The sequence below is a fragment of the Apibacter adventoris genome (assembly GCF_002964965.1).
Classification (GTDB): domain Bacteria; phylum Bacteroidota; class Bacteroidia; order Flavobacteriales; family Weeksellaceae; genus Apibacter; species Apibacter adventoris.
In genome coordinates, this window is sequence record NZ_PSZN01000012.1 from 1 (window position 1) to 21,961 (window position 21,961).

Consider the following 21,961-nt stretch of genomic DNA (forward strand, 5'->3'; position numbering starts at 1 on the left):
CTAGTACGAGAGGACCGAGTTGAACAAACCTCTGGTGTATCAGTTGTGCCGCCAGGTGCACTGCTGAGTAGCTAAGTTTGGAAGAGATAAGCACTGAAAGCATATAAGTGCGAAACTCGCCACAAGATAAGAATTCTTTTAAGGGTCGTGGGAGATCACCACGTTGATAGGCTACAGGTGTAAAGGCAGTGATGTCATAGCCGAGTAGTACTAATTACCCGTAGATTTCGTCCAAAAAAAGTACAGGTGAAGTAATAAAAACACAAATCAAATAAGCCTAGTATAAAAGGTGAGAAGTTTAAAAAATATTATATAAAATTCCATTAACAATATTTAGGGTGGTTATAGCTGCAGGGCTCACCTGTTCCCATTCCGAACACAGAAGTTAAGCCTGCCTAGCGCTGATGGTACTGCTAATTGCGGGAGAGTAGGTAGCCGCCAGTTTTTTAATACAGAGTCTCACTTATTATATAAGTGAGACTTTTTTGTTTTTATAGGGTTAAAAAATAAGAAAAAAATAGGAATATAAGAGGGATTATAGGTTTAATTAGTTTTACAGTAAGTATGGCCATATTAAAAGTGTATAGTGTATAAAAAAGGGAAATTCCGGGCTTATTATTGGGATTAAATTTTTATTATTTAATTTATGAAGAAGGGAGAATTTGTTTTTTTTATGAATAATGATAATTTTATTTAATAAAAATAATTACTTTTGGCGAGTAATAAAGATTTAAAGTATAATTGTTATATTTTTTCCTTAAACCTGGGAATTAAATATTCATGTTTTTGTCTTATTTTATTGTAAATTATGGATAATAGTACTACTACAGAAAAAAATCATTTTTCCTTAGAGCAAATTCAAAATTTTAATGGAAAGTATCCTAAACAATTATGGTATTTAGCCTTAGTAGAAATGTGGGAACGATTCTGTTTTTATGGAATGAGAGGAATGCTAACTGTTTTTATGATAGACGAATTATTCTTCACAAAACAAAATGCAAATTTAAAATATGGTGCTATACAGGCATTTGTATATGCATTCACTTTTATAGGTGGAATTTTTGCAGATAAAATTTTAGGCTTTAGAAAATCATTGGTTTTTGGTGCTCTATTAATGATATTAGGAAATATTTTAGTAGCATCTTCTCCTCATAATTTATTTTTTTTGGGAATAACTTTAACAGTTATCGGTACGGGTTTTTTTAAACCTAATATATCATCAATGGTAGGATATCTCTATAAAGAGGGAGATCATAGAAAAGATGCTGGGTTTGGTTTATTTTATACAGCTATTAATGTTGGAGCCTTAATTGGAGGAAGTATTTGTGTTGTATTGGGTAAAAGTCATTCATGGGCATTAGCATTTTTATCTGCAGCATTTGTTATGCTAATAGGACTTATAGTTTTTATTTGTACTAAAAGATATTTAGGACCTATAGGAACTTCCCCATTAAAAAATATATCTGTTACAAAAAGAAATACTTATGAAATATTAGTTTATATAGGAGCTATAGCAACTATTCCTTTAATTTTTCTTATGCTTAATAATACCAGATATACAGATATATTTATGTATACAATAGGGCCTTTAGCTTTACTATATTTTTTATTTCAATTTTATAAAATAAAAGAGCTAAAAGATAGGAAAAAACTTATAGCTGCATTATTATTAATCTTGTTTTCTATTCTGTTTTTTGCTTTATTTGAGCAAGCAGGTGGTTCTTTAGCTATCTTTGCTAAAGATAATTTGAGACCGTTAAACTTATATTTATTTAAAATAGATCCCAATGCTGTAAATAATGGAGCAAATTCATTATTTGTTATACTCTTTAGCACACCATTAGGATTATTATGGTATTGGTTATCTAAAAGAAAAAAAGAACCTAATACAGTAGTTAAGTTTGGTTTAGGATTTTTATTTGTAGCCTTATCTTTTTATACATTTTATAGCACCATATTTTTTGTTGATTCAAATGGGATTACTTCTATCAATATATTTGTATTAGCATATTTATTTATGACTATAGGCGAATTATGTCTTTCTCCAATTGGTTTATCTATGATTACAAGTTTATCTCCTAAGCATTTATCAGGAATGATGATGGGAATGTGGTTTTTAGCCAGTGCTTATGGCCAGTATGTAGCAGGTTTACTAGGAGCAGATATTTCAAATCCGGATAATAATGCAACGCGATTGGAATCCTTAATATCTTATACAAATGGATATCATACTTTAGCAATATATTCATTAATATTTGGGGTTGTAATTATTATTGTATCACCAGTGATAAGAAAATTAATGCAAGGGGTAAAATAAGTATTCACATATTGAAATATGAGCGTAACAACAAATAATTTTTTTAAAACTAAAGTATTAGGACATCCAGCTGGATTGTTTGTTTTATTTTTTACTGAAATGTGGGAACGTTTTTCATTCTATGGAATGAGGGTACTTCTCATAAATTTTTTAACTATGGCGGCAATAGGAACTAATCCTGGGTGGGAATGGTCTACTAATCATGCAGGCGCTTTGTTTGGAACCTATGCTATGCTATTGTATCTAACACCCATTGCCGGAGGAATTATAGCTGATAAAGTTTTAGGTTACCGTTGGGCAGTAGTAGTAGGAGCAGTAATTATGACTTTAGGGCATATTTCTATGGCTGTAGAAACAGAATTTTCACTTTATTTAGGTTTAGTATTGCTTATAATAGGTACTGGTTTTTTCAAACCGAATATGACCTCTATTATTTCAGAAATGTATAAAGATCTACCAGAAAAAAAAGATGGAGCATATACAATATTTTATATGGGGGTAAATGCTGGTGCTTTTTTTGGTATGATGCTTTGTGGATATCTTGCAGAAAAAGTAGGATGGAGTTGGGGGTTTGGCCTTGCCGGAATTTTTATGTTACTCGGTACTTTACAGTTTTGGTTAGCAAAGCCTTTATTTGGTAAAATTGGAGAGATTCCACAGAAAACAAATAGAAAAAATGAAAAAATTCTTGAATCAGATAATAATAAGACTGTAGAAAATCATGAAGAAACAAAAAAGAATCCATTTACTTTAATGGATAAAATTCTTATTATTATTACATCATTTATAGGTTTGGGGTATGCAATAAATGATCCTTTATCTAAAATAGGGGATATACATATATTTCCGGAAGAGTTTATTATAAGTAAAGATATTTTATCTGGACCATTAGTACTAGCAATAATCGGATTAGTATTATTCATAATTTTAATAATTTCCAGAGTATCCAGATATAATAAAATAATTAGGGATAGAATGATAGCAGTGATTATATTTGCTTTATTCACTATATTTTTCTTTGCCTCTTTTGAACAAGGAGCTACTTCTTTAGTGCTTTTTGCAAGGGACTTTACAGATAGAACTATGGAAGGGAATTCAGCAAACATTTATTTGATAGTAAATACCCTTCTTACAATTATACCCTTAGCAATAGTTTCATGGGTTTTGATTTTATTATTTAAACAAACAAGACATAAAATTTTATCCTCTAACATTGTGCTGGCCAGTAGTTTTCTTATTATTTGGGGAATTGTAATATGGATGTTGAATAATGATATTAGTTCTCATGCTTATGAAATAAAATACAAAGTTCTTAAAATACCAAAGATAGATGAAAAAACAAAAAAACAAGAAGTAGATAAAGAAGGAAATTTACTTTTTCAATACATTCCGATAACTGAGTCTTATGTTAATAAACCTTTAGATAAGATAGAAACCTTAAAGACAACTATTGCTAGTAAAAATAATTTAAAAATAGGTGATGAAGTAGCTATACATGGAGAAATAGGAGTAATGGTCCCTCTAAGTAATGAACAAGAAAAAAAAATAAGAGAAGATTATATTTCATCCAAAAAAGATTCGGGTATTATACATGCTAAAGTTTCTGAGCTTAGAGATAGTAAAATAGAAATAACTACTTCGTGGTTTAGTATTTTAAACTCATTTTTTATAATAGCATTTGCATCATTATTTACCAAATGGTGGGACAGTAAGTATAACCCAAGTGCAGCAGTAAAATACGGATTAGGTCTTATAATTATGGCTATTGGATTTGGAGTGTTAGCCTTTGGTTCTCAAACTATACCCCAAGGAGCTACAGCAGGCATGGTTCGAGTAAGTATAGTTTGGTTAATTTTAGCTTATTTATTTCATACATTAGGAGAATTATGTTTATCCCCAGTAGGGCTATCATATGTAAGTAAACTAGTTCCTGGTAGAATGATAGCATTTATGTTTGGGATGTGGTATTTAGCCATAGCTATAGGTAATAAATTAGCAGCTTCTATGGGGGGAATGATTGAAGAAATAGCAAAAAAGTCAAATATGACCAATTTTTTTCTCATTTTTACAATTATACCAATAATTGCAGGGATTATTGTCATATTATTAAATCCGTTATTAAAGAAATTGATGCATGGTGTTAAGTGATTTTTTTATATGAAGTATGATCTTTTATAACAACTATATAAATTATATTTAATTTCACTATAAGCCTTATTCATTTTAACAAAAAAAGACTTTAGTTATATTTATGTCTTTTTTTGTAATGTTGTAATTTTTTGGTTATTTTTAGGTGAGGGGTAATAAATAAGTTAATAAATACTTAAATAAAATAGACTAGTGAAGTAATGTAAGTATGTTCTATTTATTAACTATGCAAAAAATAGTGTTTATAAAAGTATAAATTTTTAGATGAGAGATGGAATCTATTTAAAAAGATTCGAAAATTACTAAAAAAATAGTTCATTAATAGATATAGTTATGGAAAATAAAAAAAATGATTTTAAAAAACATTACTACGCAAGAAAATATTTGTATGTTATTTTCGGAATAATCACTTCAGCTTTTTTATCAAATCGGCGTCATTCTTCGAGTGATATCTTTTTAATAATGTTTTTATTTGCCATTGTAATGATGTTTATTCGTTATAATACGGCTTATGTAACTATAGGAAATGATTATATTAAAATTAATATTGTTATATTTATAAAAGTATTGTACATACAATTTAATGAAATAATTAATTACAATTATGATCAAAAGAAAATAGAAATATATTATAAATGTTCGTACTCAGGGGAAGAAAAAAAGGGAATTATCTATACCAATCAATTTGGAGAAAATGAAAAAGAGTCTCTTTTACAGGAATTAAATAAAATATGTAATGAAAAAAAACAAAAGAATAATATTTAAATTTATTTTATAATTGTCGCAAGTATTTATACAACCATTTCAATTTCCTGATTTAAAAACAGAACAACCTCTTTATATAAAAAGAGAAGATTTAGTACATCCAATTATTTCAGGCAATAAATTTTGGAAATTAAAATATAATTTACAAAAGGCTAAAGAACTTCAAAAAACAACTTTAGTAACTTTTGGAGGAGCAATGTCTAATCATATTGTTGCAACAGCAGCTGCAGGAAAAGAAAATAACTTTAAAACCATTGGAATTATTAGAGGAGAAGAAATTCAAAATAAATGGAAAGATAATTTATCCTTACAGGAAGCCTATAGTTTAGGGATGAATTTTTATTTTGTTCCCAGAAAAGAGTACCGCCTGAAAGAACGTTCGGAATATATACAAGAGATATTAAATACCATACATAACTATTATTTAGTACCGGAAGGAGGAACTAATTTATTAGCTGTGAAAGGAGTTTCGGAATTGTTAACTGAAGAAACGAAAAAATTTGATATAATTACTACCGCTGTAGGTACCGGAGGTACAATATCTGGTTTATCTGTAGGTGCATTACCTCACCAACATATTATTGGTTTTCCGGCTTTAAAAAATGCACAATTTTTAGTTAAAGAAATATTAAAACTTACTGAGAAAGAAAATTTTAACTTAAATTTGGCTTATCATTTTGGAGGTTATGCCAAAATAACCCTTGAACTTATTGAGTTTATTAATGATTTTTATCTTTTAAATCACATTCCTTTAGATCCTGTTTATACCGGGAAAATGATGTTTGGGTTAAGAGAAATGTTAAGGAAAGGTGAAATACCATCTCAAAAGAAGGTTTTAGCCATACATACTGGAGGGCTGCAAGGGATTAAAGAAATGAATAAACTATTGACAAAAAAGAATATTAAAAATATTATTATATGAAAAAAATAGTATTATTTCTAATAGTAATAATTTCTACAAATATAATATACGCACAAGAATCAATAAAAAAAGATGAGTTATATATTCAAACTTATGCCAGATTTGCAGTAGAGGAAATGGAATTATATAAAATTCCTGCTAGTATAACATTGGCACAAGGAATTTTAGAAACGGGTAATGGACAAAGCGATTTAGCCCAGTTTGCAAATAATCATTTCGGAATAAAATGTAAAGATGAATGGGTAGGAGAAAGGATGTACCATGATGATGATTTAAAAGGAGAATGCTTTAGAAAATATTCTTCAGTTAGAGAATCTTATAGAGATCATTCATTATTTTTAGCTAATCGTTCATATTACAAGAAATTATTTTATCTAGATGAAAAGGATTATAAAGCTTGGGCTTTCGGTTTAAAACAGGCAGGGTATGCAACCAACTCAAAATATGCCTATATATTAATTAATTTAATTGAAAGATATCATTTAGATCAGTTTGATCAAATATCTTTGAATGAAGTAGATGCTAAACTAGCAGAAATGTTTCCTAATCTCCTTAAAAATAGCACGTTTGTTAAATCAGAGCCTCAATCAATCAATTCGTTATCTAAAGATAACAAAGAAAATACAAATTTAGACTCTGAAATTTATATTGCATATAAAGGAGAACCGAAACAAGAAAGTTCATATAAACGTAATAAATCATTAATCGTTAAAGCCAACAATTTTGAATTTCCCAGTACAAGAGTTAAAATTCATCCTAATGGTAATTTAAAGTTTATTGTAATAAAAGAAGGAGACAATTTAGAGGACATATCAAAAGCGTATAATATTTCATTAAAAAATCTTAAATTATATAACGATTTAGCATTTCAAGAAGAATTGAAAATTAATCAAAAAATATTTTTAGAACCCAAAAAAAATGCAGGAACTATCAAAAAATATACCGTTAAAGAAGGAGATAAAATGTATGATGTTGCCCAAAATAACGGAGTTTCACTCATAGAGTTATATAAAAGAAATTTAATGCATCCTGGACAGGAGCCTAAAAAAGGAGATATTATCTTATTAAAAGGAAAAAGAAGTTAACATGCTATATCAGAGAAGTAGTGCTTTATTTAGAGAAGCACAAAAATATATACCGGGAGGAGTGAATTCTCCCGTTCGTGCTTTTAAATCTGTAGGGGGTGTTCCTATTTTCATGGAATCAGCAAAAGGTGCTTACCTACTAGATGTAGACAATAATAAATATATAGATTATATTAATTCATGGGGACCTATGATTTTAGGTCATACTCATCCTATAGTATTAAATGCTGTTACTGAGCAGTTAAAAAATGGATTTTCATTTGGAACCCCTACAGAATTAGAAACAGAAATAGCAAAATTAATTATAGAATCTGTTTCAGGTATCGACAAAATACGAATGGTAAATTCTGGAACAGAGGCTTGTATGTCTGCTATTCGTTTAGCACGAGGGTTTACTGCTAAAAATAAAATTATAAAGTTTGAAGGTTGTTATCATGGACATTCAGATGCTTTTCTAATAAAAGCAGGGAGTGGAGCTGCTACTTTTGGAAATCCTAATAGTCCAGGAGTAACTCAAGGAACAGCACAAGATACCTTATTAGCCATATATAATGATATAGAATCTGTAAAAGCAGTTTTTGAAAATAATAAAGGAGAAATTGCAGCAGTTATTATTGAGCCTATAGCTGGGAATATGGGGTGTATTCCGCCTAAAAAAGGTTTTTTAGAAAATTTAAGAAAATTATGTGATGAAAATCAATCATTATTAATTTTTGATGAAGTAATGACAGGCTTCCGTGCAAAATTAGGAGGAGCGCAGGAATTTTTTAATATAACTGCAGATATTATTACATATGGTAAAGTTATTGGAGGAGGAATGCCGGTAGGAGCCTTTGCTGCAAGAAAAGAAATTATGAGTTTTTTATCTCCTGAGGGTCCTGTATATCAGGCTGGTACATTGTCAGGGAATCCTATAGCGATGAGGGCTGGTCTTACTACACTATCTTTATTGAAAGATGATTTGCAAATTTTTGATAGAATAAATACAACTACTCAATTATTAGCTACAGAATTAAAAAATATATTTAAAGAAGCAGGAATTAAGGTTTGTATTAATCAATGTTCTTCTATGATGACTGTGTTTTTTGGAAGATTAGAAGTTAATAACTTTGAAGAAGCTTCAATGGCAGACCATAATATGTTTAATAAATACTTTCATTACTTATTGAAAAACGGGATTTATTTACCTCCTTCAGGTTATGAAACCTGGTTTATTTCTGATTGTATTGAACAAGTAGAAATTGATAGAACACTAGACATGAGTAGGAAATTTATCTCAAATCTCTAAAAATAAACACATCAAATAAGAAATATTCAATAATCGTTGTGATATTTTAAATTTTTTTATTTTGATTCCTCACATTGTTTATTTTCTTTTTGTATTTTATTAAAAATATGAATGAACAATAAGTGTTTAATGAGATTATTTAGAATGATTGAGAGGAAGCAACTTGTTTCTGAAAAATGTTATTCATAAACTTTGTGGCATATAAATAATTATAATTTATGTAGAAAAAATTAGGATGAAATATTTGTAAAATTTAGTAAAGAAGAAAATATTGATTTGGAATATTTAATTATTCAATTTACACTAAAAAATAAAGTAATTATTAAAGAAAGAGGCAAATGTTTGACTTGAAAAATAAATATTAATAAAATAGGTTAGAAATCAAAAGTTTCGATAACTTCTAATTCTGTTTTAAAAGATAAAACCTGAGTTCCGAATTTATTGGAAATTAATTGAACAAGTTTTTTAAAATAAAGTTTATAATATTCTTCCATATTTTTTTTATTATTAGTAAAATATTGAAGAGAATATGTATATCCGGTCTCATCTGAATGAGAAATAACTTTAGAAAAGATAACTTTAGAAAATCTTTTAGATGCGTATACTTCTGGAATTAAAATATCTTTGACCCAAGCTTGCCAGTCTTTTTCTATAGAATATTCTACATGAAAGCTTTCGGAATATATAATCATATATAAAAAATTATTGATTAGTTGTTAATAGTGTACCCATAGAATAGCCAAACATACCTCTTTCTTTAATCATATCAGCAACTTCTTTTGGTATTTGATCCTCCCATCCGGATTTTCCCATAGCAATTTGAGCTAGAATCTTCTTACCATAAATTTTAAGATAGGAATCATTATAATCTTTAATATCTACAATTCTCTTATTTTTTTTGAAATATTTATATAAATCTTTTAAGCTTTCATTTACTTTTAAATTCTCAGAATTGAGAATTTTTTCAGTTTCAGGATCAATATATGGATAAAGATAAATTTTCATTTGTTGTTTAAATAATTTACCAAAAGCTTCCATAATTCCACCGCTCAAGTTAGTATAATAATTTTCTTCAAAAATATCCAATAAATTATTTACTCCCATAGAAATACCTATTTTCTCAGTAGAAAATCTACTAAAATAATCTACTAATCGAAAATATTCTGAAAAATTTGAAATTAAAACCGTATATCCTAATTTTCCTAGAACGTCTGCTCTATCTAAAAAATCTTGTTCATTTATTTCTCCAGCAGCACGTAAATTAGATAAGGTAATTTCAAATAAAACCTTTGTATTATGATTATTTACATTTTTTTCTTTCTTAAACATTTTAAGTCCTTGATTACACATGTCAATATTTACATTAGTTACCGGACGAAAACTTCCTCTTAAGGCAAAAATATTTTTTTTATACAACTCATCAGCAGGAAGAACATTTTTCCCATTAGGTTCAAAAACAACAGCATCTGACATACCGTTTTTCACTAATTGCAAACTCATCAAACGATTATCTACATGAGTATACCCCGGACCGCTAAAGTTAATCATATCAATTTCTAACTGATCAGTACTTAGTTCATCATAAAGGGAATTAATAATTTTTTTTGGGTCATCGCTATAAAAAAAAGCTCCATAGATTAAATTTACACCTAATATGCCTAAAGTTTCCTGCTGTAATTTAGCGTCATTTTCATGAAAACGTATATGTAGAATTATTTCATTATAACTTTCTGATTCGTGTAGTTGAAAACGGATGCCAACCCATCCATGCCCTTTAAAAGTTTTATTGAAATTAATGGTAGTTACGGTGTTGGCATAAGAAAAAAATTTTCTACCCGGGCAATTTGTTCTGTCAATACGATCCTCAATTAAATTAATTTCATGATCAAGCATTTTAATCAATCTTGTCTGAGAAACATATCTGTTATCAGGTTCTTTTCCGTAAATAGAATCGCTAAACTCCTTATCATAAGCAGATATTGCTTTAGCTATAGTTTTGGAAGCTGCTCCGGCCCTAAAAAAGTATCGTACAGTTTCCTGACCTGCACCAATCTCAGAAAAAGTTCCATAAATATTCTTATTTAAATTGATTTGAAGTGCTTTTTGTCTGGGAGTTAATACTTGGTTAGGCGAAAGCATATTTTTAAACTTTTGTTCGTAAATTTACAAAAATTATGGTACTACAAAAAAGTAATATAACATTCTTAGGAACAGGAACATCTCAAGGAATTCCGGTTATTGGTTCTAATCATCCCGTTTGTAAATCCACAAATCCTAAAGATAAAAGATTGCGAACTTCTGCAATAGTTAAATACGGGGGATTAGATTTATTAATTGATTGTGGACCTGATTTTAGACAACAAATGTTACGAGAAAATAGGTCCAATGTTGATGCTGTATTATTAACTCATGAACATACAGATCATGTAGGGGGATTAGATGATTTAAGACCTATAAATTTTATAAAAGGAGAAGATATTCCTATATACGGATTATCAAGAGTGTTAGAAGATGTTAAGAGACGTTATTCTTATGCTTTTGCAGAAAATAAATATCCCGGTGTTCCTTCCTTTCAACTATATCCGGTAGAAAATAATTTTGAAATTAATCATATATCTATAAAACCTATTCATATTATACATGGAAAATTACCTATCTTAGGCTATCGTATAGGAGAATTAACATATATAACGGATGCTTCTTTTATTAGAGAAAAAGAAATAGAAAAAATAAAAAATTCTGATATTTTAGTGATTAATGCTCTTCGTTTAAATCCACATCATTCACATTTCAATCTAGCTCAGGCACTGAATATAATTGAAAGATCTAGTCCTAAAAAAGCTTATTTAACACATATAAGTTTTCATTTAGGATTTCATGATGAAGTACAGAAAATATTGCCGGAAAATGTTTTTCTTGCTTATGATGGATTACAATTAGATTTTTGATTGTGTTGAATATAAGTTAAAAAATATTAAACAAATTATAAAATTAATTTTTGCATCAATATATTTCGATGCTTTTTGTAAGTTTGTAAAGATGCATAAAAAAATGGTAAATGAATAGATCAGTATACATTGCAACTACAAGTCCCGATAGTGGAAAATCTTTAGTTAGTTTAGGAATATTACAAATGGTAATGAGGCAAACTCCGAATGTAGGTTACTATAGACCCATTATTGATGATGTGGAGGAAGATATTAAAGATAATCATATTGAAACTATGATTTCATATTTCAATTTAAATCAAAATTATGATGATGCTTATGCTTTTACAAAAAGTGAAATAATTGATTTGCAAAATAATAATAAACTGGATGATGCATATGATGTTATTATTCAAAAATATAAAGCCCTCGAGGATCGATATGATTTTGTACTAATAGATGGAACTGATTTGTCAGCAGAAAGTACTTCTTTGGAATATGATTTAAATGTGGTTATAGCAAAATCATTAAATATACCTGTAATTTTAGTTGTTAAAGATTCTTTTAAAAATTCACATGATTTAAGTAAAAATGTAAGTCTTGAAGTAAATAATTTTTTAAAAAGAGATAATAAAATAATAGCGGTAATTATAAATAAAAATATTAATCCGATAGAGGAAGTAATTGAAAAATCTAAAAAAAGAATAAATGACGATTCCGTGTTAATTTCAGTTATTCCAAAAGATATTTCCTTAAGCTTTCCCACTCTTAAAGAATTGTCTGATACTTTAGGGGCTAAATTATTATACGGGAAAGACAATTTGGATCGTCCTATTAAAAAATTTATAATAGGAGCTATGCAGTTGTCTCATTTTATGAATTACGTTGAAGAAGATTGTGTTGCAGTTGTTCCTGCCGATAGATCTGATCTAATAGCAGGAGTTGTACTTTCTAATTTTTCAAGTGGTTATCCTAGAGTTTCCGGATTAATTTTAACAGCCGTTCGCAACTTAGATGCAAATATTATGAAGTTAGTAGAAGGAGCTAACATAAATCTTCCTATTATGGCTGTAGAATCTGGTACTTTTGAGACCGCTTCTACTACCGCAAATATTAAATCTACTATTTATCCTGAAAATATAACTAAAATTAAAAGAAGTATTGATTTATTTGAGCAATATGTAGATATTCCGGAATTAGAAAAAAAAATATCATCTTTTAAAATTGGAGGTATTACTCCTAAAATGTTTCAGTATAACTTGTTAAGAACGGCTAAAAAAGCACAAAAACATATAGTATTGCCGGAAGGAGGAGATGAAAGGATCTTAAGAGCAGCCTCTATGCTTGCAGATGATGAAATTGTAAAACTTACTGTTTTAGGCAAACCCGAAGAAATTAAACAAAAAGTCATTCAATTAGGAATCAATTGGAATGAAAATTTTATATCTGTTTTGGATAATACTGAAAATGATTTGTTAGAAGATTATGCCAATACTCTTTATGAATTAAGGAAAGATAAAGGAATGGAATTAGCACAGGCTAAAGATTTAATGTTGGATGCTTCCTATTTTGGAACAATGATGGTTTACAAAGGATATGCAGATGGAATGGTTTCTGGAGCCCAAAATACTACAGCACATACAATAAGACCAGCTTTGCAATTTGTTAAAACAAAACCAGGAATAAAAACAGTTTCTTCTGTTTTCTTTATGTTATTACGCGATCGGGTTTTAGTATATGGAGATTGTGCGGTAGTTCCTAATCCAACATCAGATCAATTAGCAGATATAGCTATTTCTTCAGCACAAACTGCTAAAGCATTTGGGTTAGAGCCAAAAATAGCCATGCTTTCTTATTCATCAGGAAATTCTGGTTCAGGAGAAGAAGTGGATAAAGTAAGAAAAGCTACAAATTTAGTTAAATCTTTACGTCCAGACTTATTGGTGGAAGGACCAATACAATATGATGCTGCTGTTGTGCCCAGTGTAGGAAGCAGTAAAATGCCTGGTTCATTAGTTGCCGGACAAGCAAATGTGCTTATTTTTCCAGATCTTAATACAGGTAATAATACATATAAAGCAGTACAAAGAGAATCAGGAGGACTTGCATTAGGACCGGTTTTACAGGGTTTGAAAAAGCCTATCAATGATTTAAGCAGAGGAGCCAAGATTGAAGATATTTATAATACTGTAGTTATAACTGCAATTCAGGCAGAAAATGACCAATAAAATAATATTTTCTTTGTTTAAAGTTTAAATATTTTATAACTTTTTTCTAATATAAAATGTAAATATCTTCAATGATATTTACATTTTTTTGTAATATTAAAAATTATGATGAAAATTAGATTTCTAAAATAGAATAATAAATAAATATACTCTGTTTTTCCATAAAGGCTAATAAAATGTATAATGAATAAAAATAATAGTTATTAATATTCCACATACTAAAATATTAGTTCCGATGCCCAAGAAAAAACCTATAAATGCCCCTAAAGATGCTTTAAAAGCTTTTTTATAATTTACAGTGTCATTAATTAATTCTCCCAAAAGAGCTCCTAAAAATGGACCTAATATAAATCCAAAGGGTATGAAAAAACCTAAAATTATTCCTAAAGTTGCCCCAATTGCTCCATATTTTGATCCACCAAATTTTTTGGTACTTACAATCGGTATCAAATATTCAGTAATTATAGCTAATAAAGTTAAAATAGCACCAAAGACAATCCACCACCAACTTAAATTATTGCCTATAGGACAGAGTTTATAAATTAATAGTGCCGCAAAAGCTATAGGAGGGCCTGGAATAAATGGCATAACTGAGCCTACAATACTAATAATTATAAGAAGAGAGATAATAACTATCCAAATAGTATATGTCATAAAAGTATATAGATTAACAATCAATAAAGGTAAATATTATTTTTAAATATTTTTCATATAAAATCTTCTTTATTTAATACCTTTACCCGTTTAATATTGTTGATATATGGATGGGGCAACTAATCTAAAATTAGAAAATCAAAATACTATAATTGATAATTTACATAATTATATAGCTAATCATTTTCCTGAAAGTACTATATTATTCTCACAGATTTTTATTAAAGTATTGATAGTTCTTAGTATTTTTTTATTGTTGGATTGGTTTCAGAGGAAAGTGCTTCTTAAAATTGTACAAAGAATAATACCTAAAACTAAAAATATATGGATGAATACATTTATGAAGAAAAATGTATTTACAAGTTTTTTTCATTTGCTTCCATTAGGTATTTGTTATTGTTTAGTTCCGGTTATATTTTACCATCATCCTCAAAGTTTTCATATTCTTGATCTGGTATTTAGTATTTTCTTAATTATATTTCTTTCAAAATTTATTATTTGTGTTATAGATTCTTTTACAGAAATAAAAAATCGAGATAAGAGCTATCGTACAGTTGCCGTAAAAACTTTTTCAGAGTTAATTAAAATACTAATTATATTATTTTCAGGATTTATTATTATATCAATTTTATTTAATTTAACCAGTTCTAAAATTTTTACTTTTTTAGGTGCAATTATGGCTGTTATTTTACTGGTATTTAGAGATCCTATTTTGGGTTTAGTTACAGGTATTAATATAGCCGGATCTAAACAAATAAAAGTAGGTGATTGGATATCTATTCCTAAATATGGCACAGAGGGAAGTGTAAAGGAAATTAATTTAGTAACAGCTAAAATTCAAAACTTAGATAAAACCATTTCAACAGTACCTACATATGATCTTATATCAACAGAAGTTAAGAATCATGAACCTATGAAAGCTTCACATACTCGAAGAATTAAAAGATCGGTTTTATTTGATTTCGATTCAATTAAATTTGTTGACGAAAGTTTAATTAATAAATTAATGAAAATCAGTTTGTTAAAAGATTATTTATTGCAAATAAAAGGAAAAAGTAATTTATCTGATTTGAAAAATTCTGAAGGGCATGAAAGTAGACACAGAATAACTAATTTAGAAATATTTAGGCATTATATGAAGATATATTTATTAAAAAATCCTAGAATTTCTACGAAAGATACAATTTTAGTTAGACACTTAGAACCAACGGTTTATGGATTGCCTTTAGAAATATATTGTTTTGCTAACACCTCAGTTTGGTTAGAATATGAAGAAATTCAAGCTAATATATTTGAGCATTTGATAGCATTGTCTTCAGAATTTGAATTAAAAATAATTTTAACTACAGCTTCTTAATTTTTTTAGTGGGTTTTATATCTCTTTGAGCCCTTTTTTTGTAGCAATTGACCTAGTAACCAATTCAAAAAAATACTTTTGACAGTTTGCTTTTAAAAATTCATCTTCATTTATATTATATAAAATCATAACTATGTAATCAATAACTAAGTCTATTTGAACTTTTGAGCGGTATAAACCATCTTTAATTCCTGACACAATATTGTTTTTAATAATATCTTTTATAAAAATATTTTGTGTTTTTAAAAGTTCAGTATAAATATTAGGATAAAATTTTTGAAGTTGAAAAGAAACTTTATCTTTTTTATTAAAATAAAGGGAATTTTCAAAAATATATGAGAGTTGTGCTATTGGGTTTGAAATATGAGTGATTTTATTTTTAAATTTTTCAATAAATTCATTCATTTGTTCATTAAAAGATTGTTTTATAAGATCTTCTTTGCTGGTAAAATGTTCATATAAAGTTTTTTTAGACATTCCTAACTCGTAACAAATCATGTCCATAGTAATAACTTTTACTCCAATTTGGCTGAATAATTCTAATGATTTAGAAATTATACGTTCTTTTGCAACATCCATGGTCAAAATATTTAATTATAAACGGAGAATTTTCTTTACTAAAATAGAAAAAAATCACATAAAATTATGTGTAGAAATATAATAATTTATATTTTTCGTTTTACGATTTAGTAAATTAAATGAGTCTTTTAAATAAAAATAAGGGTAGAAATTATCCTACCCTTATTTTATAATTATATCTTAAAAGTCATAACTAACACCAAAATTCCAAGTTCTTCCATTACCAAAGTATACTTGATTATTAGTATCTATGCCTTTGAAATTTTTTCCACTAGCACCAGAATCACCATTTCTAAGATTAGTGTTGGAATATGTCATAAATACGTCATTTAATGCATTATTTACATTAGCTCTAAAGCGTAATGAAGCGTTTTCAAAATGAAAAGTATATGAGGCTCCTAAATCTAAAGTAAAATAATTGGGAAGCTCAATTAAACTAAATTTTTTATTCGCAGCTATGCGAGTTACATCAAAATTAGAATAAAGTTTTTCATATCGGTTTAAATCAGCATCAAAAGAAAATCCTGCAAAGGGTTTATATACTATTCCGACTCCATAACTAAATTGGGGAGCGTTTGCTGTTTTAATTCCGTCTAATAAAATATCTTTTTCATCCAAAATATTAGATAAATTATTTGCATCATAAATTGTTGAATGAGCATTCCCATTATATTCCCACTTTCCTAAAGATAAATGTCCTTTAAAATTCAATACACGGAAGGGTTTGGCAAGGAAATCAACTTCGATACCTTGATGTAATTCATCAATACCGGTACGGTTTTCTAATCTATTAGTTTGTTGATTTGAAATTGTTTCTGTACGGTTATTCCAACTTGTTCTGTAAAGGTTAATGTTTAAATCAAAAAAATTATAGTGAAGTTGATATCCTACTTCTACTCCTACTATTTCCTCATTATCAGCCAAAGTATTTACATCATTTTTGTAGTTTAGGAATAAATTATCCTGAAAAGGTTGCCTGGAATAGTAACCTGCATTTCCAAAAATATTATGATGGTTATTGATTTTAAAGCTTATACCTCCTTTAATATTGTATCCTGTATTGTTTAATGTTTTCGATTTTTGATTTCCCGGAGTATAATTAAATCGGTCTTTTCTTGAGTTATATTGTTCTGAAATAGATCCTTGAATAAAGGTAGATACGAATTTACTTACATATTCAACTTGTCCAAAAGCTCCCAAGTATTGTATGGTTTCATCATAATCATAACTAATTCTTTGGTTTTTATTTGCTTTTCGGAATAGGGCACTCCAAGGGTTAATGCTATAGGTCTTCATAGCAATATTGGATCCATTTACATTATTAGAATTATTATCTACTATGCCGGATAATCCTAAAAAGTTATGCGCCTGTTGAAAATGGGTTCCTGTATAGGTTCTTCCATCAATTCCTAAATTAAACTGGAAATTATCATTTATTTTATGATTAAAGTTAGATACCAATCCATACCATTCATGGTTGTTTATAGAAGTTCTTATAATATAATTATTTTTTCCGGAGCCCAAACCATCAGTATTATTAATCATATTGTAATCTTCTACTACATTCCAGTTAATAGTACCATTTTCTTGGTTTCTACTTCCGGGAATAGCATTGAGGTTTTGAGGTAAAGATTGATTCTGATTTTCAATATATTTAGATCCAAATCCTCCTGTACCACCGCCTCTACCCCAAGAGGCATATAATACGGTAGATAGGCTACTTTTTTCACTCATTTGCCAATCCCAGTTAAGATTAGCGACTGGTTTTTGATAATAATTGGATCTTAATGATAGTTTTTTTCCGTTTAGTATTCCTTCATTTACATTATATTTATAACCATATCTTTGGTAATCTGCAATTTTGGTATAATAATTTTGATCATGTTTTTGAGGTGCTCCATATATCATAAAGTTAATATTATGTTTTTCATTGGGTTTATATCCGATAGATAAAAAATATGTTTGGCCTTCGCCTTTTGTTCCTCGGTTATATCCATCTCCCCTCCAGGTAGAGGTTAAGAATGATACTCCCCATTTTCCATTCAATCCACTGTTATATTCATATGTAGCTTTCCAATATCCGTCATTTCCAGTTAAAAAACGAGCACTAGAACCTGCTTTTTTTTCTGTAGCTTTTGTTACTATATTTATGGTTCCTCCTACAGAAGATATTGCTAGTTTAGAAGATCCTAATCCTCTTTGTACTTGAACTACATTAGCAATATCCGTCAATCCAGCCCAATTTGACCAATAAATATTTCCATCTTCCATCCCATTTACAGGTTGTCCATTAATTAATACAGCAGTATTAGACTGGTCAAATCCTCGAGTAATCATTTTAGAATCTCCAAATGCAGTGGCGTCATTCACATAAATAGAAGGAGTATTTTTCATAATGGCAGGAAATTCAAGATTTCCGCTTTTTTCCTGAATTTCCTTTTTTCTAATAACAGAAACAGCTACAGGAGTTTGTCTGTCTTTGGCTACATCAATAACCCCTTTACCTATGATTATAACATCATTGATTTCTTTAATTTTTGTTGAATCTGTTTCTAGATTTTGTGCATTTGAAAATACAGTTAAATAAATTGCAAATAGGGCAGAGACCCATGTCATTTTTTTGAAGCTCATACAAAATCAGTTTAAATTAGTTTAGTTGTTGCTTGCAAAAATAAACGTATTATTTAATTTGTTAAAATTTAATTAAAAAATTAATCGAATTTTCATACTAATAATTGAATATCATATAAGTATGAAGCATTTGAATTAGGAAGTGTTCTGTTTTTATGATTATATTTGTTCAAGCATAGAGGAATATTAATTTAATTAATATTTTATCTTCGACATTTAAAAAAAAGAAGAATCGACAATTATGTAAATCATAAAGCAATGAAGAAAATATTTGAGTTAATATTTCGGGAAATTTAAAAAAATCTTACATTGCAAGGGAAATAATGTACTAGATAATTTGGTTTATCATTTTCTTAAAAATCCAAAAAAGAAAAGATTAACTATGAAATTATAAGGAGAAATTATAATTAAAAGAAAGTTTGTTATTTTTTAATATTTGATCTTAAAAATTAATTAAAAATAATATTCTGATTCTTAATTTGTTTAAGAATCTATATGATATATAAAAAAATTAAATGCATATTGGTAAACATCCATATTCATTTTATTTATTATTTCTTATTTTAGGAATATTTTTATATTCCTATAGTTTTTTTTCATGGAAAATATGGTTTACGATTTTAATTCTGGTATTTCTACTTTCAATATTTATATTTAATTCTATCCGTTTTAAAATTTTATTCTCTGTTTTATCGTTATTTTGTTGGTTTCTTCTAGGGCTTATTATCGTGGGAATAAATACTAATCAATCCGATAATCATTATAGTCATTTTATAGAAAAAAATAAGAAGCAATATATTTCGGTTGTCATAGAAGAACAAAATAATTCTAATGAAAAAAACAGAAAATATACAGCAGAAGTTCATTCAATTTCGTATAAAGGGAAGTTAATTCATACTTCAGGGAAAGTGTTATTGTTATTTAATAAGATAAAAACTGATTCTATTTTAAAAATAGGGGACGAGTATGGAGTGATAGTTAAAATTCAAGATCCTTCAAAAAATTTAAATCCATATCAATTTAATTATAAAAATTATCTACAAAGAAATTATATTTCTAATCTGGGAATAACCTACCAAATAATTTATCAAAAAAAGCATTCTTCTTTATGGTATAAAATTAAAAATATAAATCAACTTCTATGTCTTAAAATTGATTCGTCCTATTTAAATTCAGATTCAAAAGAGTTTTTAAAAGCTTATTTATTGGGCAATAGGTCGGATATGAAAAAAGATAATATTCAGGCATATTCTAAAGCGGGAATCATGCATTTAATTGCAATTTCAGGCATGCATATTGCTCTAATTTTCGGAATAATTTTCAATATTTTAACCATATGTTTTTCTAAGAAAAAGAGGGTAATAATTATTATCTCTTCTTTAGCATGTGTATGGTTGTTTGGCTGTTTTGTTGGCTTGTCTTCCTCTGTTTCCAGGGCTTGTTTAATGATTACTATTTATTATGTTTCAGATTTATTGAAAAGAAATCCTGGGGTTTATCATAGTTTATCATTATCTGCTATTATTATTTTACTTTATAATCCATATGAAATTTATTCTATAGGTTTTCAATTAAGTTATGTGGCTGTATTTTTTATGTGTTGGCTAAACCCTATTTGTTTAAAACATTTAAAAACTCAAAGTAATACAATAAATAAGTGGATTATGGAACCTTTATCAATAACAATTGTAGCGCAAATAGGAACCCTTCCTTTGGTTTTATATTATTTTCATCAATTTTCTTTATTATCTATTCCTGCAAATATTTTAATCATACCTTATACTTATGTTATTACTTACTCTTCGATAATAGAATTAGGTGTAGTTTATCTTCCTTATAATTTACAATTTTATTTTAATTGTTTTTATAATTTTTGTACTCAATTATTAATAAAAGGAAGTTATTGGATATCTTCTTCTGATTTTGCTTCTTTCAAAGGTGTTTATTTTAATGAAATAGAAATAGGATTTTTATTTCTTGCTTTGGTTTTTACAAAATTTTTCCTACAAAAACCTAAGATTAAAAATATCATTCCTATTTTGATATTTATGTTTTTATTTCAGGTAAATAGGTTATGGGAGGAATATAAAATTTCCAAAAAAGAAAACTTTATTGTATTTCATCAAAATAAACATCCATTGATAGGTTTTAGAAAAGGGAAAATTTTATGGGTGTTAAAAGATAAGAATGAAGATCTAATAAAAATTATGCCGGATATAATACAGCCTTATGCAGATGGAGAAGGAATAAAACAATTGAAATATCAAGATATAGATTACAAAAAAATTTATATATGGAAAAATAAGAAAATACAAATTTTAAATAATACTCATAAAGATATATGTGATTCTATTACCTATTTAGTAAGTCCGATTAGTTTAAATACCTATAAAGACATAAGTTCAATAAAAAAAATTATTAAAACAGGTACGAATTTTTATGAATTAGATAATGAAAAACAAATGTCAAATTTAAATGTTTGGAATACACAATATCAGGGAGCTTTTATTGTTCCTTGACTTGATATTTTTCTAATTCAATTTTTAAATCTTGAATAATTTTTAAAAATTCTTCCGCTTGAAAATAGCCATTTATAATGGTTATGGTTTGCCCTTTATTATCAACAAAAGCTATAGAAGGATATATTAAATTTCCTCCCAATATAACATAAGCAAGTGATTGTAAACCACTTCTACCATAATTTACCCACTTATATTCTTTTCCTTTAAAACTGATATTCAGTTTAGATTCAGCATTAAGCTTTACAGGAATAAAATTTTCGTTAATAAATTGTGCGACTTTTTCGTTATGAAAAGTATTTTTATCCATAAGTTTACAAGGTCCACACCAATCTGTAAATACATCAACGAGTAAAAACCTTGAATCTCCATTTAACTGTAGGCTGTCTGCTTTTTGAATACTATTCCACGTTATTAAATCTTTTTCTTGTCCCCATGCTGATAGGAAACTTAAAAATAATAGTATAAATGCTAAACCAAACCTCATATTAAAAATTTAATTAAGCAAAAATATATATTATAATAAGGAAAATCAATTATT

The 21,961-nt window shown here is 27.8% G+C and carries 16 protein-coding genes and 2 rRNA genes; 12 read left to right on the forward strand and 6 right to left on the reverse strand.

Features of this window, described 5'->3' with window-relative positions; translation table 11 throughout:
- The 8 genes from C4S76_RS05990 to hemL all read left to right on the forward strand — a co-directional run.
- Positions 1-235 (forward strand): 23S ribosomal RNA (locus tag C4S76_RS05990); the annotation flags it as partial.
- Between the two features lie 99 nt (positions 236-334).
- Positions 335-444 (forward strand): 5S ribosomal RNA (rrf, locus tag C4S76_RS05995).
- A 364-nt stretch (positions 445-808) separates the two neighbouring features.
- A complete protein-coding gene (locus tag C4S76_RS06000; protein ID WP_105193578.1) occupies positions 809-2,317 on the forward strand; it encodes a peptide MFS transporter in 1,509 nt (502 codons plus the stop codon).
- Positions 2,318-2,335: 18 nt separating this feature from the next.
- Positions 2,336-4,465, forward strand: coding sequence for a peptide MFS transporter (locus tag C4S76_RS06005; protein ID WP_105193579.1), 2,130 nt, complete (start codon positions 2,336-2,338; stop codon positions 4,463-4,465).
- 333 nt (positions 4,466-4,798) lie between these two features.
- Positions 4,799-5,230: a hypothetical protein gene (locus tag C4S76_RS11650; RefSeq protein ID WP_146105703.1), complete on the forward strand. Its 432-nt coding sequence runs from the start codon at positions 4,799-4,801 to the stop codon at positions 5,228-5,230.
- A 13-nt stretch (positions 5,231-5,243) separates the two neighbouring features.
- Entirely contained in the window at positions 5,244-6,152 is a 909-nt protein-coding gene (locus C4S76_RS06015) for a 1-aminocyclopropane-1-carboxylate deaminase/D-cysteine desulfhydrase (RefSeq protein ID WP_105193581.1), read from the forward strand.
- Positions 6,149-7,237: a glucosaminidase domain-containing protein gene (locus tag C4S76_RS06020; protein ID WP_105193582.1), complete on the forward strand. Its 1,089-nt coding sequence runs from the start codon at positions 6,149-6,151 to the stop codon at positions 7,235-7,237. The genes C4S76_RS06015 and C4S76_RS06020 overlap by 4 nt, the downstream gene beginning before the upstream one ends.
- A 1-nt stretch (position 7,238) precedes the next feature.
- Entirely contained in the window at positions 7,239-8,525 is a 1,287-nt protein-coding gene (gene hemL, locus C4S76_RS06025) for a glutamate-1-semialdehyde 2,1-aminomutase (protein WP_105193583.1), read from the forward strand.
- Between the two features lie 374 nt (positions 8,526-8,899).
- Here hemL and C4S76_RS06030 read toward each other — a convergent pair whose 3' ends face one another.
- Positions 8,900-9,217, reverse strand: a complete 318-nt coding sequence (locus C4S76_RS06030) for a DUF4286 family protein (RefSeq protein WP_105193584.1) — start codon at positions 9,215-9,217, stop codon at positions 8,900-8,902.
- A 10-nt stretch (positions 9,218-9,227) separates the two neighbouring features.
- A complete protein-coding gene (locus tag C4S76_RS06035) occupies positions 9,228-10,664 on the reverse strand; it encodes a nicotinate-nucleotide adenylyltransferase (RefSeq protein WP_105193585.1) in 1,437 nt (478 codons plus the stop codon).
- A gap of 35 nt (positions 10,665-10,699) precedes the next feature.
- Between C4S76_RS06035 and C4S76_RS06040 the strand changes: the two genes are divergently transcribed.
- Both C4S76_RS06040 and pta read left to right on the forward strand, forming a co-directional pair.
- The gene (locus tag C4S76_RS06040; RefSeq protein ID WP_105193586.1) at positions 10,700-11,473 is read left to right on the forward strand and encodes an MBL fold metallo-hydrolase; all 774 of its coding nucleotides are present in this window, start codon (positions 10,700-10,702) and stop codon (positions 11,471-11,473) included.
- A 110-nt stretch (positions 11,474-11,583) separates the two neighbouring features.
- Entirely contained in the window at positions 11,584-13,680 is a 2,097-nt protein-coding gene (gene pta / locus C4S76_RS06045; protein WP_105193587.1) for a phosphate acetyltransferase, read from the forward strand.
- Positions 13,681-13,848: 168 nt separating this feature from the next.
- Here pta and C4S76_RS06050 read toward each other — a convergent pair whose 3' ends face one another.
- Entirely contained in the window at positions 13,849-14,334 is a 486-nt protein-coding gene (locus C4S76_RS06050) for a DUF456 domain-containing protein (RefSeq protein ID WP_105193588.1), read from the reverse strand.
- A gap of 106 nt (positions 14,335-14,440) precedes the next feature.
- Between C4S76_RS06050 and C4S76_RS06055 the strand changes: the two genes are divergently transcribed.
- Positions 14,441-15,691 carry a mechanosensitive ion channel family protein gene (locus tag C4S76_RS06055; protein ID WP_105193589.1) on the forward strand — a complete coding sequence of 417 codons (1,251 nt, stop codon included), beginning with the start codon at positions 14,441-14,443 and terminating at the stop codon, positions 15,689-15,691.
- A gap of 15 nt (positions 15,692-15,706) precedes the next feature.
- Here the strand turns inward: C4S76_RS06055 and C4S76_RS06060 are convergent, their stop codons facing one another.
- A complete protein-coding gene (locus tag C4S76_RS06060) occupies positions 15,707-16,270 on the reverse strand; it encodes a TetR/AcrR family transcriptional regulator (RefSeq protein ID WP_105193590.1) in 564 nt (187 codons plus the stop codon).
- 180 nt (positions 16,271-16,450) lie between these two features.
- Positions 16,451-18,901: a TonB-dependent receptor gene (locus C4S76_RS06065; RefSeq protein ID WP_105193591.1), complete on the reverse strand. Its 2,451-nt coding sequence runs from the start codon at positions 18,899-18,901 to the stop codon at positions 16,451-16,453.
- Positions 18,902-19,416: 515 nt separating this feature from the next.
- Between C4S76_RS06065 and C4S76_RS06070 the strand changes: the two genes are divergently transcribed.
- Positions 19,417-21,420: a ComEC/Rec2 family competence protein gene (locus tag C4S76_RS06070; RefSeq protein ID WP_105193592.1), complete on the forward strand. Its 2,004-nt coding sequence runs from the start codon at positions 19,417-19,419 to the stop codon at positions 21,418-21,420.
- Here the strand turns inward: C4S76_RS06070 and C4S76_RS06075 are convergent.
- Positions 21,407-21,907 (reverse strand): thioredoxin family protein, encoded by a 501-nt coding sequence (locus C4S76_RS06075; protein ID WP_105193593.1) that lies wholly within the window; start codon positions 21,905-21,907, stop codon positions 21,407-21,409. The two genes, C4S76_RS06070 and C4S76_RS06075, sit on opposite strands and share 14 nt — an antisense overlap.
- Positions 21,908-21,961 lie beyond the last annotated feature (54 nt).

Bases quoted from the DNA above. Each gene is read 5' to 3' on its own strand.
- C4S76_RS06000 (WP_105193578.1), top strand. From the start codon at position 809: ATGGATAATAGTACTACTACAGAAAAAAATCATTTTTCCTTAGAGCAA.
- C4S76_RS06005 (WP_105193579.1), top strand. From the start codon at position 2,336: ATGAGCGTAACAACAAATAATTTTTTTAAAACTAAAGTATTAGGACAT.
- C4S76_RS11650 (WP_146105703.1), top strand. From the start codon at position 4,799: ATGGAAAATAAAAAAAATGATTTTAAAAAACATTACTACGCAAGAAAA.
- C4S76_RS06020 (WP_105193582.1), top strand. From the start codon at position 6,149: ATGAAAAAAATAGTATTATTTCTAATAGTAATAATTTCTACAAATATA.
- hemL (WP_105193583.1), top strand. From the start codon at position 7,239: ATGCTATATCAGAGAAGTAGTGCTTTATTTAGAGAAGCACAAAAATAT.
- C4S76_RS06030 (WP_105193584.1), bottom strand. From the start codon at position 9,217: ATGATTATATATTCCGAAAGCTTTCATGTAGAATATTCTATAGAAAAA.
- C4S76_RS06035 (WP_105193585.1), bottom strand. From the start codon at position 10,664: ATGCTTTCGCCTAACCAAGTATTAACTCCCAGACAAAAAGCACTTCAA.
- C4S76_RS06040 (WP_105193586.1), top strand. From the start codon at position 10,700: ATGGTACTACAAAAAAGTAATATAACATTCTTAGGAACAGGAACATCT.
- pta (WP_105193587.1), top strand. From the start codon at position 11,584: ATGAATAGATCAGTATACATTGCAACTACAAGTCCCGATAGTGGAAAA.
- C4S76_RS06050 (WP_105193588.1), bottom strand. From the start codon at position 14,334: ATGACATATACTATTTGGATAGTTATTATCTCTCTTCTTATAATTATT.
- C4S76_RS06055 (WP_105193589.1), top strand. From the start codon at position 14,441: ATGGATGGGGCAACTAATCTAAAATTAGAAAATCAAAATACTATAATT.
- C4S76_RS06060 (WP_105193590.1), bottom strand. From the start codon at position 16,270: ATGGATGTTGCAAAAGAACGTATAATTTCTAAATCATTAGAATTATTC.
- C4S76_RS06065 (WP_105193591.1), bottom strand. From the start codon at position 18,901: ATGAGCTTCAAAAAAATGACATGGGTCTCTGCCCTATTTGCAATTTAT.
- C4S76_RS06070 (WP_105193592.1), top strand. From the start codon at position 19,417: ATGCATATTGGTAAACATCCATATTCATTTTATTTATTATTTCTTATT.
- C4S76_RS06075 (WP_105193593.1), bottom strand. From the start codon at position 21,907: ATGAGGTTTGGTTTAGCATTTATACTATTATTTTTAAGTTTCCTATCA.